Genomic DNA, 15,786 nt, shown 5'->3' with positions numbered 1-15,786 from the left:
TCTCAATTGAAAGTATGACGCTCGTCGTCAGGGGATTTTTCGTTCCAAATTTCGCTAGGGACGACCTGAAACCAAGAGCAGGGATAAAATACTTGGGTGAGTAAGGTGTAAGTTATGGGTTATTTTTTAAGACGTTTGTCATTTTATTTTATCGCGCTGTTAGTCGCAGCTACTTTGAATTTTATTATTCCACGAGCAATGCCTGGTGACCCAGTTACCATGATGTTTGCGAACGCTTCTGTTCAAGTAACACCTGAACGTATTGAAGCAATGAAACAACTATTAGGCTTCGTTGATGGTCCTATTTGGATGCAATACTTTGCCTATATGAAAAACATTCTCAGCTGGGAGCTTGGTACTTCAATCCAATTCTATCCGCTGTCAGTAAATACCTTATTAGGTGGTGCATTTGGCTGGTCTCTATTCCTAGCGGGTACAGCTGTAATCTTATCGTTCTCTTTAGGTTCTGTACTGGGTATTTTTGCTGCATGGCGTCGTGGTAGCCGGTACGACACATTTATCACGCCAGGTACGCTCATTGTTCAAGCCGTTCCACAAGTAGTTATAGCCATGCTAGCCATGTTCACTTTTGCCATCGGTTTAAAGTGGTTCCCTACAGGCTACGCCTACACAGCAGGAACCATTCCTGATTGGACAAGCTGGGCATTCATTAAAGACGTTGCTTACCATGCATTTCTACCTCTAGTTTGTGCCTCTATCGTTCAAGTGGGTGGCTTTCTCGTCAACATGCGTAACAACATGATTAACCTACTTGCTGAAGACTATATCACCATGGCAAAAGGTAAAGGTCTTAGTGAGAACCGCGTGGTATTTAACTACGCAGCTCGTAACGCAATGCTTCCAAGTGTTACCGCTCTCTCTATGTCTCTAGGTATGGCCATCGGTGGGCAGTTAATCATTGAAATTATCTTTAACTACCCAGGGTTAGGCAGCGTACTTTTCAATGCCATCACCGCTCGTGATTACCAAGTACTACAAGGTCAATTACTTATTATGACGTTGTTTATGCTGTTCTTTAACCTACTAGCAGACATGCTTTACGTTGTCTTAGACCCTCGTCTACGTAAGGGAGGTAAATAATCATGAAAGGCATTATTAAATTAATTGGGGGCAACCCTATGGCCCTGATTGGAGTATCCATTTTAAGTGTATTCCTATTCATAGCACTGGCAGCACCGTTGATCACTAAACACGCACCAGACAAGCGAACAGGTAACCCTCATGAGTACCCAAGCTTTGTCGTAAAGTCTGCTCAATCTAACCCTGATGGATGGGTTGCTGAAAACTTAGCCGACGATCGCCGCACACTGATCATGTCTAAGAAAGCGGATCATGTCATGGGAACCTCTCGAATGGGTCGTGATATTTGGTCTCAAGTGGTATACGGAGCACGCGTCTCTCTTGCTGTTGGTTTTGGTGCTGGTTTAACCGTGTGTTTCCTAGCAACCATTATCGGTGTATCAGCGGGTTACTTCGGAGGCAAAGTCGATGATGTATTAACCGCGGCAATGAACATCATGCTGGTTATCCCTCAATATCCACTTCTCTTTGTGGTTGCAGCATTCATTGGGGAGGCAGGGCCATTAACCATAGCATTGATTATCGGTTGTACCTCCTGGGCATGGGGCGCACGTGTCGTTCGTTCTCAAACCTTAGCTTTACGTGAAAAAGAGTTTGTTAAAGCCGCCGAAGTATTAGGTGAATCCTCTTTCCGCATCATCTTTGTTGAGATTTTGCCAAACCTAATTTCAATTGTTGGTGCGAGCTTCATCGGCTCCGTGATGTACGCCATCATGATGGAAGCGACCATATCATTCCTTGGTCTGGGTGATCCAAACACTATTAGCTGGGGCATCATGCTTTACAACGTACAAACTTCATCATCAATGCTTATCGGCGCTTGGTGGGAACTCATTGCTCCATGTGTTGCGATTACTTTACTGGTCACAGGCTTAGCTCTACTTAACTTTGCTGTTGATGAAATCGCAAACCCACAACTGCGTTCACACAAAGGTATGAAGCGTTGGAAAAAGCTTGCTAAACAAGACAAATCTGAACGAGCACCTGTTTTACCACCACAAAATGCACTTTGGAGCGGAGATAAATAATCATGTCTGAACCACTAATTTCAATCCGCAATTTATGCGTCGATTACATCACAGACGCGGGCGATGTCCGCGCATGTAACAACGTGAGTTTTGACCTTGCTCCAGGTGAAGTATTTGGTCTTGCTGGTGAGTCTGGCTGTGGTAAATCCACTGTCGCGTTTTCGCTAATGCGCTTACATAAGCCGCCTGCATTCATTACTGGTGGGGAAGTGATATTCAATGGCGAAAACATCCTAGAGTACAGTGACGAACGCATGCAATCATTCCGTTGGAGTGAGATGTCAATGGTGTTCCAAAGCGCAATGAATGCTTTGAACCCTGTACTACCAATGGAAGAGCAATTTTGCGATGTGATCATGCGTCATACCAATATGACTCGTGAACAAGCGGTTAAACGCGCTCAAGGACTACTTGAAATTGTTGATATTCACCCTAGCCGTCTCACGGATTATCCTCACCAATTCTCAGGTGGCATGCGTCAGCGATTGGTGATAGCTATCGCTCTCGCACTTAACCCAAAAATGATCATCATGGATGAGCCAACAACCGCTCTTGATGTGGTTGTTCAACGTGAAATTCTACAAAAAATTTATGCGCTAAAAGAAGAATTCGGATTCTCAATTCTATTTATTACTCATGACCTCTCTTTGATGGTCGAGTTCTCAGATCGAATTGGCATTATGTACTCTGGAGAACTCATTGAAGTTGCCCCTTCAAAAGAGATTCTAGAAAGTCCTTACCACCCTTATACCAAAGGGCTAGGAAGTTCTTTCCCTCCACTTACTGGACCTAAAACTAAACTAGCAGGCATTCCTGGTAATCCACTGAACTTACTAGAGATCCCACAGGGTTGTCGTTTTCAATCTCGCTGTAATCGCGTTCATGAAGCGTGCACAAAAGTGCCGACAACATTACGTCAAATTGAGCATGGCCGTTTATCCAACTGCCACCTTTACGGTGACTCAATTGCTCAGACAAAAGTTTAAATTCAATCCTCTTGCAGTAGCAAAATAGCGATTGGCAGTAATAAAAGAATTTCTGGAGACAATTATGAGTAACGATTTTGGTCAACTGCTCGTGGAAGGCAAAAACGTCATTAAAGACTTCCCTATTAGTAGTAATGCCCTTCAACAACCAATGATGCGAGCGATCAACGACGTATCGTTCAAGATGTATAAAAGCCGTGGTTTGGCCGTTGTGGGAGAATCTGGTTCAGGTAAATCGACCACTGCAAAAATGATTGCGAAAATGTACGCACCATCTGGCGGCAACATCGAATATAAAGGCCGTGACATTCAAGAGATCACTAGCCGAAAAGATTTAATGCACTACCGCGAAGGGGTTCAAATGGTATGGCAAGACCCATTTGGCTCATTGAACCCTACGCACAATATTTTTCACCACATTGCGCGACCACTGTTGATCCATAAAAAGATCACCCCAGGTAACAAAAAAGAGCTAGAAGAGCGTGTATATGATCTTCTAGAACAAGTTGGCTTGATCCCACCGAAAGAGACGGCGGAAAAATACCCGCACCAACTTTCAGGAGGCCAACGTCAGCGTGTCAATTTAGCCCGAAATATTGCCGTTGGGGCGGAAGTGGTACTCGCTGATGAACCAACCTCAATGCTTGATGTTTCGATTCGTGCGGGTGTGTTGAACTTAATGGAAGAGATGAAGTTCGAGAAACAGATGTCTCTACTTTATATCACTCACGATATCGCCACGGCTCGTTATATCGCGGAAGACCTTTCGGTCATGTATGTCGGCCATATGGTTGAATGGGGTGATACTGATGAAGTCATTGCTAATCCTCAACATCCCTATACCCAACTTCTTGTTTCTGCGGTACCAGATCCTAAAAAATCTATCCATACCAAGTTAAAAGGGAATAAAGGCGAGATCCCACTATGGACACCAAACTCCATCGGTTGTCCTTTTGCTGGACGCTGTGCTCATGCAATGGATAAGTGTAGAGAGCAGTTACCGAGTGTTACTCAATTAGGTCCGAATCACTTTACTCGCTGTTACTTACACGAAAGTTAATCGCAAACATTGATTCACAGATGATCAATCAGGAGCGGCTCTTGAACTGCCTCAGGAGTTGCTCCAACCAAAAATAAAATGAATGTCATACACAAACAATAACAAAAATAATAATGTACGGAGTTTTAAATGCTGCTACTGACTAACCATATTGGCTATGAAGCAAATGGTCCTAAACAGGCTATTTTGCTTACTAAAAAGGAGCGCTTATCTAATGATATCGCTTTATTGGTTTGTGCTGATAATCATACAACGGTAGCGAGTTACCATTTACTTCAACATGGCCAAGTCGCAGAATGGCACCAAGGTCAGTTCTATCACTTAGATTTCTCAATTCATACTCGCCCTGGTCGTTACTATTTAAAATTTGATCACATCCGTTCTGAAGTATTTGAAATTGGGACTAGCGTTCTTATGCAGCGTACTTTTTCTGATTTATTACACTACTTTAAGTCTCAACGCTGTGGTGGCACCTTTGATCAACAAGATCATAATGCCCCACTTTATAACTCGAATGAAACCGTTGATGTGCACGGTGGTTGGTACGACGCTTCCGGCGATGTGAGTAAGTATTTAAGCCATCTGTCATACGCGAACTACTTAAACCCGCAGCAAATTCCAATGGTGGTTTGGAACATGCTAAAAGGTAATACACTTTTATCGAAACACTCAGAGTTTGCTGCATTTTCGCGCACCCGCCTTAAGGAAGAGGCTCTGTTTGGTGCTGATTTTCTTGTTCGTATGCAGCACTCTGATGGTTTCTTTTTCACTACTGTTTTTGATAAGTGGAGCAAAGACATTTCCCAACGAGAAATCTGTTCATACACCACTCAAGCTGGTCATAAAAACAGTGCCTACCAAGCAGGTTTTAGACAAGGTGGCGGAGTCTCCATTGCCGCTCTTGCCGCTGCGTCTTCTTTAGATATTCATGGTGAATATACTCAACAAACTTACCAAGAAACCGCCGAAAAAGGCTACTGGCACCTAAAAGAGTTCAACACTCGCTACATAGACGATGGCGTCGAAAACATTATTGATGAGTACTGTGCCCTGCTCGCTAGTGTCGAGCTTTTCCGAGCAACTAATGATAGTAAATACCTTGTCGAATCCAGAGATTGGGCTCAGCGGTTAAGCCAACGTCAACAGTCGGACGAAAATAATCAACACTTCTGGTCTGCCAACAATGATGGTTCTCGACCTTATTTTCATGCCGCAGAGGCTGGTTTACCGGTTATCGCCCTATGCGAATACTTAACAATCGAAACTCAAGTGATGTTCAGCCAACCAATCAAAAAAGTGATTCAAAACGCTTGTCATTTTGAAATAAACATCACGAGCAAAGTGACCAATCCTTTTGGTTACCCTCGCCAATATGTTAAATCAGTAAACAGTGCCAAACGAGATGCTTTTTTTGTGGCTCACGACAATGAATCTGGTTACTGGTGGCAAGGTGAGAATGCTCGCTTAGGTTCACTTGCATCTATGGCTTACCTCGCTCAAGAGCATTTGGATTGCCATGATCTAAAAACACAATTAACGCAATTTGCTCAAAACGCATTGAACTGGATTGTCGGCCTTAACCCTTACGATATGTCGATGCTGGATGGTCATGGAAAAAATAACCCTGACTACCTCCCTCAATTGGGCTTCTTTAATGCTAAGGGTGGTATTTGTAACGGCATAACTGCTGGTTTTGATAACGAAGAAGACATTGCTTTTAATCCTCTCGGTCAAAAAGACGACATGCTACAGAACTGGCGCTGGGGCGAACAATGGATCCCTCATGGCGCTTGGTACCTACTGGCAATTATGACGCAATTTAATCACACCTCATCTTCACAATCAGAGGAACTATCATAATGAGCTTTTACTATGTTGGTATTGATGGCGGTGGTACTTCATGTCGCGCGCGGATCCGTAACTCTGCGGGGAGTTTAATTGGCGAAGCTAAAAGTGGCAGTGCCAATATTTTACTCGGCGTTGATGTGGCCATGGCTTCTATTCTTCAAGCAATCAAAGAAGCAGCCCTGCAAGGTGGGTTATCCGAATCCAACTTTTCACAAATGCATGTTGGGCTTGCCCTTGCGGGTGCCGAACAAAAATCAGCATGGAAAGCGTTCATGGAACAGCACCACCCTTTTGCCAGCGTCACACTCAACACTGACGCTTATGGTGCTTGTATTGGTGCGCATAACGGTGACAACGGCGCCATCATGATTGCAGGGACAGGTTCATGTGGCATCTATCTACAAGATGGACAGCAGCATGTTGTTGGCGGGCGCGAATTCCCAATTTCAGATCAAGGCGGTGGCGCGGTCATGGGCCTCCACCTTATCCAGCAGGTGTTACTCGCTGAAGATAGTATTCGTGAAAAGACACCACTATCAGAACATGTGATGGCGCACTTCAATAATAGTATTGATGACATTGTAGCTTGGTCAAAACAAGCGATTCCTCGAGATTATGGACAGTTTTCTCCTGCGATTTTTGAATTTGCCCTTCAAGCAGATCCACTCGCACTAGAGATGTTGCAACAAACGGCAACAGACATAGAGATGTTTTTAATGGCATTAAATAGACGCGGTGCTACGCGTATCTGTTTAATGGGAAGTATTGCTGAACGGATTGTGAAATGGCTTTCTCCTCCGGTTCAGCAATGGATCGTTGAGCCTCAATTCGATGCGATTGAAGGTGCAATTATGTTCGCGGGAAAACCCGAACATAATTTGTATTGATAAACGATGAAATCTTAGGAGTAAGTATGGATTATCGTATTGATTTAGCGGTTCTTTCAGAACAGAAACAGAACTGCCGATTTGGATTAACACTACACAATTTAAGCGATCAAGATCTAACAGATTGGTCTCTGCATTTTGCTTTTGACCGATTTATTCAAGTTGATAGTTTGTCGCAAGGTGTACTAGAGCAAATCGGTTGTTACTGTTCAGTCACGCCCGATGTCGCGACTCTCAAAGCTAACCATCATTTCTATTGTGAATTTAGTGTACAAACCGCCCCATTCCGCTTTTTGACTGATGGGTTCAATGACGCTTTTATTCAAATCAATCGTTCAAATAGCCACAACACTGAGAATAAAGAGCTGCTTCCTGTAGTGATCACCCCTATCGTTCTCGCTTCACCTTATCGGGAACGGGAAGATATTCCTCAAGTAGAAGCCAGCAAAGTCGCGCTGATCCCACAGCCCAATAAATCCAACTTTTTTGATGGATATTACCGACTCTCAAGTGATAGCCAGATAACCCTAAAAGCATCGCATGCCGATCATGCTGCAACTTGGTTACAGGAAGAGCTAGAGCACTTGTTCGAGTATCATTTCAAAGCGATTGGTAAAGGCGATGTTTTATTTAGAAGTAACCCGACTTTAGACGAAGGTCAGTACGTACTGAATGTTGATCGTCAAGGCATTCGATTAGAGTCAGGCACTCCGCTTGGATTCACACATGCTTGCGCAACACTATTACAACTCATAACTCGTGATAGCGACGGCCAAGGGCTCTCTGTACCTTACTGCAAAATATCTGACTCACCACGCTTTCGTTACCGTGGCATGATGCTCGACTGCGCGCGACATTTTCATCCAGTTGATCAAGTAAAACGCTTAATCAACCACCTTGCTCATTACAAATTCAACACCTTCCATTGGCACCTAACGGATGACGAAGGATGGCGAATCGAAATTAAAGCATTCCCACAATTAACTGAGATTGGAGCATGGCGCGGAGTAAATGAAAGAATCGAACCGCAATATACAAACCTAGCAACTCGGTATGGTGGGTTCTACACGCAACAAGAGATCAAAGATGTCATCGCCTATGCTGAGATGCGCGGAATCACTGTCATTCCAGAAATTGATATTCCCGGTCACTGTCGCGCGGCGATTAAATCATTACCTGAATTATTAGTCGATACAGACGACACCACCGCTTATCGCAGCATTCAGCACTATTCAGACAATGTGCTTAACCCTGCACTTGAAGGCACATATCAATTTTTAGATGCCGTTATTGAAGAAGTAGCGCAATTATTCCCAGCGACTTTCATTCATATGGGAGCCGATGAAGTACCTAATGGCGTTTGGACTCAGAGTCAAAAATGCCAAGACTTAATGCAAGAGCATGGCTATCAAGATACCAAAGAGTTACAAGGGCATCTCTTCCGCTATGCCGAGAAAAAACTCAAAGCTTTAGGCAAACGCATGGTCGGATGGGAAGAAGCTCAGCATGGCAACAAAGTCAGTAAAGACACGGTTATCTACTCATGGTTGAGTGAAGAAGCGGCAGTAAATTGCGCAAGACAAGGCTTTGATGTCGTATTGCAACCCGCGCAATACACCTATCTCGACATGACACAAGACTATGCGCCAGAAGAACCAGGTGTGGATTGGGCCTGCGTGATCCCGCTCCTTCAAGCTTACCACTATGAGCCTCTCGCTGAGATTCCAGAGTCGGACCCGATAAGGAAACGGATTTTAGGTATTCAATGCGCTTTATGGTCTGAAATCATCAATAACCAGTCTCGCATGGACTACATGGTTTTCCCCCGTTTAACGGCAATGGCAGAAGCGTGCTGGACAGAAAAACCAAACCGAGATTGGCACTGTTATCTATCTCGATTAAAAGGACATTTGCCTTTGCTCTCAAAGCAAGGTGTGAACTTCCGCTCCCCTTGGAAAAACTAACGACGTCTAGAAAAAGATTCTAGAACGATACTAATTGTGAATTTTTAGCTGCCCATTACCCATTGCAGCTTGTTAAAAAGGAAAAGATCATGAAATACGGCTATTTCGATAATGAAAATCGTGAATACGTCATTACACGACCTGACGTACCTGCACCTTGGACAAATTATTTAGGGACCGAGAAATTTTGTACCGTTATTTCACACAATGCTGGGGGGTATTCGTTCTATAACTCACCAGAACACAATCGCGTCACTAAGTTTCGTCCAAACGCATCATTTGATCGTCCAGGACACTATGTTTACCTCCGCGATGATGAAACTGGCGATTACTGGTCAATTTCATGGCAACCCGTTGCAAAAAGCTTAGATGAAGCAAGTTATGAAGTTCGTCATGGTTTGTCATATTCAAAGTTCAAATGTGATTACAACGGTATTCAAGCAACTAAAACACTATTTGTACCAAAAGGTGAAGATGCGGAAGTTTGGGATGTGGTCTTAAAAAACACCAGCGATAAGCCGCGTACCATCAGTGCATTCTCATTTGTGGAGTTCTCATTTAGTCATATTCAATCAGACAATCAAAATCACCAGATGTCACTCTACTCTGCTGGCACTGAATATAAAGATGGAGTGATTGAATACGATCTTTACTACAACACCAATGATTTTGAAGGCTTCTACTATTTAGCCTCTACATTCTCTCCAGATAGCTACGATGGCCAGCGTGATAACTTCTTAGGCGCTTACCGTGATGAAGCGAACCCCATTGCAGTTGAACAAGGTAAGTGCTCAAACAGCGCACAAACTTGTTACAACCACTGTGGTTCACTGCATAAACAGTTCGTAATTCAGCCCGGAGAAGAGATTCGCTTTGCTTACATTCTAGGTTTAGGCAAAGGGAATGGCGCAAAACTTCGTAAAAAGTATCAAGATCCAGCCAATATCGATGCGGCATTTGCTGGCATTAAAGATCACTGGGAACAACGTTGTAATAAATTCCAAGTGAAATCACCAAATGAAGGCTTGGATACCATGATCAACACATGGACGCTTTATCAAGCGGAAACCTGTGTTGTTTGGTCGCGCTTTGCCTCTTTTATCGAGGTTGGAGGACGTACTGGCCTTGGTTATCGTGACACGGCTCAAGACGCAATCTCTGTTCCCCACTCAAACCCAAGCATGACACGTAAGCGTTTAGTTGATCTATTAAGAGGCCAAGTAAAAGCGGGTTACGGTTTACACCTATTTGATCCTGATTGGTTTGATCCTGAGAAAGCTGACGTGGAGCCATCGAAATCACCAACAGTTGTCCCGACGCCAAGTGATGAAGATAAGATCCATGGTATTGACGATACCTGTTCTGATGATCACCTATGGATCGTTCCAACTATCTGTAAATACGTGATGGAAACAGGCGAAGAGAGTTTCTTTGATGAAGAGATCCCATACGCTGATGGTGGCATCGCAACAGTCTATGATCATATGAAAGCGGCGCTAGACTTCTCGGCACAATACGTCGGTAATACAGGTATCTGTAAAGGTTTGCGTGCCGACTGGAATGACTGTCTGAACCTAGGTGGCGGTGAGTCATCGATGGTCTCTTTCCTTCACTACTGGGCACTACAAGAATTTATCGACCTAGCAAAATATCTTGGCCGTAATGACGATGTAGATGCATACACCACAATGGCAGAGGGCGTACGCCAAGCTTGTGAAACCCACTTATGGGATGATGAAGGGGGTTGGTATATACGCGGTCTAACCAAAGATGGCGACAAAATTGGTACCGCACAACAGACCGAAGGCCGTATCCATCTAGAGTCGAACACTCTGGCAGTACTGTCTGGTGCCGTATCTCAAGAGCGCGGTGAAATCGCAATGAATTCTGTCGATGAACACCTCTACTCAGAATATGGCCTGCACCTTAACTCACCTTCATTCTCCACCCCCAACGATGATATTGGTTTTGTTACCCGTGTTTATCAAGGTGTAAAAGAGAACGGCGCGATTTTCTCCCACCCTAACCCGTGGGCATGGGTTGCAGAAGCCAAGCTTGGTCGCGGAGATCAAGCGATGAAGTTCTATGACGCTCTAAACCCATACAATCAAAACGACATGATTGAAACTCGCTACGCTGAACCTTACTCATACGTACAGTTCATCATGGGACGTGATCACCAAGATCACGGGCGAGCAAACCACCCATGGCTAACCGGAACGTCAGGTTGGGCTTACTTCGCCGTGACCAACTTTATGCTTGGTGTTCGCCTTGGTTTTGATGGCCTTGTGATTGACCCGTGTGTGCCAAATGCATGGCCTGGTTTTGAAGTTCGCCGTGAATGGCGCGATGCGGTTTATAACATCGAAGTACAAAATCCAGACTCAGTGAGCAAAGGCGTAAAAACCATCACGCTAAATGGCGAGGTGGTCGAAGGTGCAATTCCAGCACAGCCACAAGGGAGCGTTAACCACGTTGTCGTAATACTAGGCTAATTTTTAGGGGGAGAATCATCCCCCTACTTTTAATTTTTGCTCGTTAGAGCGTGAGAGAGATAGGATGTCTACTATGATCAAGTTTGGTACAGGTGGCTGGCGCGCCTTTATTGGTGAAGAGTTCACGAAAGACAATGTTCGTCTTGTTGCTCAATCTGTTGCCAATATCATGTTGAATGAACAAGTGGCAGATAAAGGGTTTATTATCGGCTATGACCGTCGATTTTTATCGGATAAAGCCGCAAGTTGGTTTGCTGAGGTACTCGCCGCAAATGGCATTAAAGTCTGCTTCATTAATCGATTTGTCCCAACGCCAATCGTAATGTTTAAAGCGAAAGAGATGGGCTGTGCCTACTCAGCTTGTATTACGGCTTCACATAATCCTGCCGATTACAACGGTATAAAAATCTTCATTGAAGGTGGGCGCGATGCTGACGAAATTATTACTCAAAAAATTGAAGACCAGATAGCTAATTTAGAATTGAGTGATGTGGAATCCGTCGATTTTGAACAAGCTATCAACGATAAAGCCATTGAAATCATCAACCCGATGAATGAATTTGTTGACTCAATCATCGACTTTATCGATATCGAATCAATCAAAAAAGCGAACCTTAGAGTATTGATTGACCCAATGTTTGGAGTTGCGAAAAATGCATTACAAACCGTTCTGATCAATGGCCGCTGTGATGTCGATGTGATTAACGATGGCAAAAACCCTGACTTTGGAGGCTTGATGCCTTCTCCTAATGCCTCGACCCTTTATCGTTTAAAGCACCTAGTGGCAGCGGAAGGTTACGACATTGGAATCGGTACCGATGGTGATGCAGACCGTTTAGGTATCATTGATGAAAAAGGTCACTTTATTCATCCTAATGAAGTCCTGATGCTGCTGTATTACTACTTGCTTGAGTACAAAGGATGGAAAGGGTCTGTGGTCAGAAATATCGCCACAACTCACTTACTTGATAAAATTGCCGCAGATCATGATGAAAAATGCTTTGAGGTTCCAGTGGGCTTTAAGCACATCAGTTCACAAATGGAAGCCGATGACTCACTTCTTGGTGGCGAGAGTTCTGGTGGTTTAACGATTCGAGGTCACATTAAAGGCAAAGATGGCGTCTTTGCATCAAGCTTGCTTGTCGAAATGATCAGCTCTACCGGGAAAAAATTATCGGAACTGCTTGATGAGATCTACAGCAAGTACGGTTACGCCTACACCGCCGAGGGCGACTGTACGTTCAAACCCGCTCAAAAAGAGGTGCTGTATGACAAGATTTATATTGAGAAAAAGCTGCCAGATTTTGAGTTCGAAATAGAAAAAGTGAGCTATGAAGATGGCGCAAAAGTTTACTTTAAAAACGGAGGTTGGGTCATTGCTCGCTTCTCTGGAACAGAACCACTGCTAAGAATTTTTTCTGAAATGGCAGATAAAGACACTGCAGAACGTGTTCTTCAACAAGTAAAAGACTTCCTCGCTTTGTAGGAGTTCTCACTTGTACACCTGCTCAATGAGCTCCCTATAGGTGAAGAGCACTTGCCCAGCGTGAATGCGCTGGGCCTTTTTCTATCTAGGCAATAACATTTCGGCTAATAGTATTTGGCTAATCATGTTTGAGCTAATCATGTTGGAGCCATTACATTTAAACTCATTATATTCAAACTAATTATATTTAAAGCAATCGCATTTGAAGTGATCTAATTTTAAGTAATCGCATTTGAAGAACTAGCCTTTTAGCTAAAAAGCTAACACGCCATTCATATCCACATGCACAGAGACCGCTTGTCCTATCACTAATGCCTCAGTTGAACTTGCGAGTAACCGATTACCATTTGCTTCAATAACATAACGGCAATGATCACCCATGAAGTGCTGTTCTAACACAAAGACAGAACTCTCTTCCGTCGCTGTAATTTGGATATGTTGCGGGCGAAGTAACAACTCACATTCAGCATTAATTGCGACCTCTGTTTTGATTTGAGCTTCAACGACACCCAGTGCCGTTTGAAACTCGGTCAAAGAGATTCGTGTTGCAGACACATAGCTTCCGCCACCAAGAAAATCTGCCACAAACTTACTTGAAGGTTGATAGTACAACTCCGAAGCCGTGCCGTACTGTTCAATGACACCATGATTCATCACCGCCATTTTATCAGCAAAAGCGAACGCTTCCTCTCTAGAGTGAGTCACAAAAATTGCGGTGACACCCTGCTTTTTAAAAATCTTACGGATCTGACTAATTAGCTCATGACGGACTTGAGTATCAATATTGGAAAACGGTTCATCAAGCAACAATAGATCGGGTTTGTAAGCTAACGAACGAGCAATCGCCACACGCTGTTGCTGTCCACCAGACAACTGATGTGGGTATCGATCACCGTAACCGTCGAGGTGAACTAAACTCAACATCTCTTCGATCTTTTCGCGTCGAGACTCAGATGAGAGATCTCGCAAGCCAAACGCAATATTATCAGCCACCGTCAAATGAGGGAAAAGCGCATAGTCTTGAAAGATCATACCGATATTACGCTGCTCCGGAGGCAGCCAGTTTTCACCGTCATCAATCGTCAAACAGTTTAAACTCATCACGCCACTACTTAGTGGAAGCAAGCCTGCAATCGCTTTTAGTAAGGTCGTTTTGCCACAGCCACTCGCCCCTAAAAGACAAACAATTTCACCATGCTCAACATCCAAAGATAACGACTCTAATATTGTTTGAGAGTCATATTTACAGGTTAAGTTTTGAATCGATAATGCACAGCTCATTAGTGAGTTTTCTCCAAAGAACGGTTAACAATAACAAGAGGAATTAACCCCACTAAGACCAATAATACCGCAGGCAAAGCAGCAAGCTCTAAGTGCTCGTCTGATGCGTAGTTGTACACATAGGTGGCCAACGTTTCAAAGTTAAAAGGACGCAATAACAGAGCAGCATTAAGCTCTTTCATTGATTCAATAAACACTAATAAACCCGCAATCAATGCTCCACGCTTGATCAGTGGGAAATGCACCCGACGTAACATTTGGTTGGCGTTACATCCCATTGTTCTTGATGCCATATCAAGTGAAGGGGATACTTTATTGAGGCTACTTTCAATACTGCCGATAGCCACCGCTGAAAAGCGCACAACAAGAGCAAAAATCAAAGCGAACATTGAACCAGAAAAAATAAGCCCAGGTCGTCCCCACTCCATGTATTTAGCGAAATCATTGATTGAGTGATCCATCACCAACACGGTTACCATAACCCCTATCGCCAGCACTGTTCCAGGGACAGCATAGCCCAGAGAAGAGAAACGCATAAATCCGAGACTAATACGGTTTGGACTTAGGCGATGGTAAAAATTCACAACCAATGCGACTAACACACCAAAAAACGCAGCTGAAAGAGAAACTTGCAAACTGTTTATCGCGTATTCACGAAACTCCGGCGTCCAGCTTTGAGCAAAATATTTGTACGCATAAATGATCAGTTGCATCAGTGGAAAAATGAAAGCAACGCCAACTAATCCCCAGCACCATACTAGGGCTAGCCACTTCTTCCAACCTTGTAATTCATAACGAAAGTCATCATGGCTGCTAAATTGATTCTGAAACAATTTTTGCTTACGACGGCTATACCGCTCAGCACTTAATAGAATAATGACGATCACTAACATTAAGGCAGAAATTTTAGCCGCAGCAGTTAAATTTGAATACCCAAGCCAAGTATCATATACCGCTGTCGTGAGCGTGCTGACCGCAAAATAACTCACCGTACCAAAATCCCCTAAGGTTTCCATTGCGACTAACGAAAGGGCAACAGCTATAGATGGGCGAACGAGAGGTAATGAAATTCGACGAAAGCTTTCCCAAGGAGAGCATTTAAGCAACCTTGCTGACTGCAACAAAGAGATGCTTTGCTCCATAAAAGCGGCACGGCATAGTAGGTAGACGTAAGGATATAACACTAACGAAAGGACAACTGTTGCCCCAGCCAATGTTCGAATATCAGGGAACCAGTACTCTCCGGGGCCCCAACCTGTAATGTCCCGCAACCAGACTTGTATTGGGCCGGCAAAATCAAACCAATCCGTAAAGATATAGCCAATAATATAACCCGGCATCGCCAGCGGCAGTACAAGTGCCCACTGCAACCATTTTTCGCTTGGGATACGGCACATCGCCATGATCCAAGCACTTGGAATACCAAAAATGAGAGAAAGGAACATCACCCCCACAACGAGCATGACGGTATTATAAGTATAGGTGGGCATCACTGTGGACATCAGATGAGAAAACACATCGTCAGTTTCACCAACAGCGGTATAGAAGATCGCTAAGATCGGCAAAACCAGTAATAGAGCAAGGCTCCCACTACTGGTTTTCCATAAAGAGTTTTTTTCTTTCATTGCCTAATTACATCAAGGCTATGAG

The 15,786-nt window shown here is 43.9% G+C and carries 11 protein-coding genes; 9 read left to right on the top strand and 2 right to left on the bottom strand.

The annotated features are described in order from the left end of the window. Nucleotides 1-114 precede the first annotated feature (114 nt). The 9 genes from OCV39_RS02725 to OCV39_RS02685 all read left to right on the top strand — a co-directional run bounded on the left by OCV39_RS02725 (nucleotide 115) and on the right by OCV39_RS02685 (nucleotide 12,855). Nucleotides 115-1,101, top strand: coding sequence for an ABC transporter permease (locus tag OCV39_RS02725; protein ID WP_113799210.1), 987 nt, complete (start codon nucleotides 115-117; stop codon nucleotides 1,099-1,101). Between the two features lie 2 nt (nucleotides 1,102-1,103). Beyond that, on the top strand, nucleotides 1,104-2,129 hold the full coding sequence (locus OCV39_RS02720; RefSeq protein WP_113799212.1) for an ABC transporter permease: 1,026 nt from the start codon (nucleotides 1,104-1,106) through the stop codon (nucleotides 2,127-2,129). Nucleotides 2,130-2,131: 2 nt separating this feature from the next. Further along, entirely contained in the window at nucleotides 2,132-3,115 is a 984-nt protein-coding gene (locus tag OCV39_RS02715) for an ABC transporter ATP-binding protein (protein ID WP_113799214.1), read from the top strand. Between the two features lie 64 nt (nucleotides 3,116-3,179). Beyond that, nucleotides 3,180-4,175 carry an ABC transporter ATP-binding protein gene (locus OCV39_RS02710; protein ID WP_017054132.1) on the top strand — a complete coding sequence of 332 codons (996 nt, stop codon included), beginning with the start codon at nucleotides 3,180-3,182 and terminating at the stop codon, nucleotides 4,173-4,175. Between the two features lie 129 nt (nucleotides 4,176-4,304). Then, complete coding sequence (locus OCV39_RS02705; protein ID WP_261888878.1) at nucleotides 4,305-6,035, top strand: glycoside hydrolase family 9 protein; 1,731 nt, start codon at nucleotides 4,305-4,307, stop codon at nucleotides 6,033-6,035. Continuing rightward, on the top strand, nucleotides 6,035-6,910 hold the full coding sequence (locus tag OCV39_RS02700; protein WP_261888877.1) for an N-acetylglucosamine kinase: 876 nt from the start codon (nucleotides 6,035-6,037) through the stop codon (nucleotides 6,908-6,910). Before OCV39_RS02705 ends, OCV39_RS02700 begins: the two co-directional genes overlap by 1 nt. Nucleotides 6,911-6,936: 26 nt before the next feature. Then, a complete protein-coding gene (locus OCV39_RS02695; protein ID WP_261888876.1) occupies nucleotides 6,937-8,874 on the top strand; it encodes a beta-N-acetylhexosaminidase in 1,938 nt (645 codons plus the stop codon). Between the two features lie 89 nt (nucleotides 8,875-8,963). After that, nucleotides 8,964-11,369, top strand: coding sequence for a GH36-type glycosyl hydrolase domain-containing protein (locus OCV39_RS02690; RefSeq protein WP_261888875.1), 2,406 nt, complete (start codon nucleotides 8,964-8,966; stop codon nucleotides 11,367-11,369). Between the two features lie 73 nt (nucleotides 11,370-11,442). Then, nucleotides 11,443-12,855, top strand: coding sequence for a phosphoglucomutase/phosphomannomutase family protein (locus tag OCV39_RS02685; protein WP_261889461.1), 1,413 nt, complete (start codon nucleotides 11,443-11,445; stop codon nucleotides 12,853-12,855). 252 nt (nucleotides 12,856-13,107) lie between these two features. Here the strand turns inward: OCV39_RS02685 and OCV39_RS02680 are convergent, their stop codons facing one another. Together OCV39_RS02680 and OCV39_RS02675 are read right to left on the bottom strand one after the other, a co-directional pair. After that, entirely contained in the window at nucleotides 13,108-14,136 is a 1,029-nt protein-coding gene (locus OCV39_RS02680) for an ABC transporter ATP-binding protein (protein ID WP_113799227.1), read from the bottom strand. Next, nucleotides 14,136-15,761: an ABC transporter permease gene (locus OCV39_RS02675; protein ID WP_017054139.1), complete on the bottom strand. Its 1,626-nt coding sequence runs from the start codon at nucleotides 15,759-15,761 to the stop codon at nucleotides 14,136-14,138. The genes OCV39_RS02680 and OCV39_RS02675 overlap by 1 nt, the downstream gene beginning before the upstream one ends. Between the last annotated feature and the right edge of the window lie 25 nt (nucleotides 15,762-15,786).

This window comes from Vibrio cortegadensis, assembly GCF_024347395.1.
GTDB lineage: Bacteria > Pseudomonadota > Gammaproteobacteria > Enterobacterales > Vibrionaceae > Vibrio > Vibrio cortegadensis.
The sequence above is the reverse complement of the archived record's forward strand: the minus strand, read 5'-3'. Positions and strand labels throughout refer to the sequence as shown.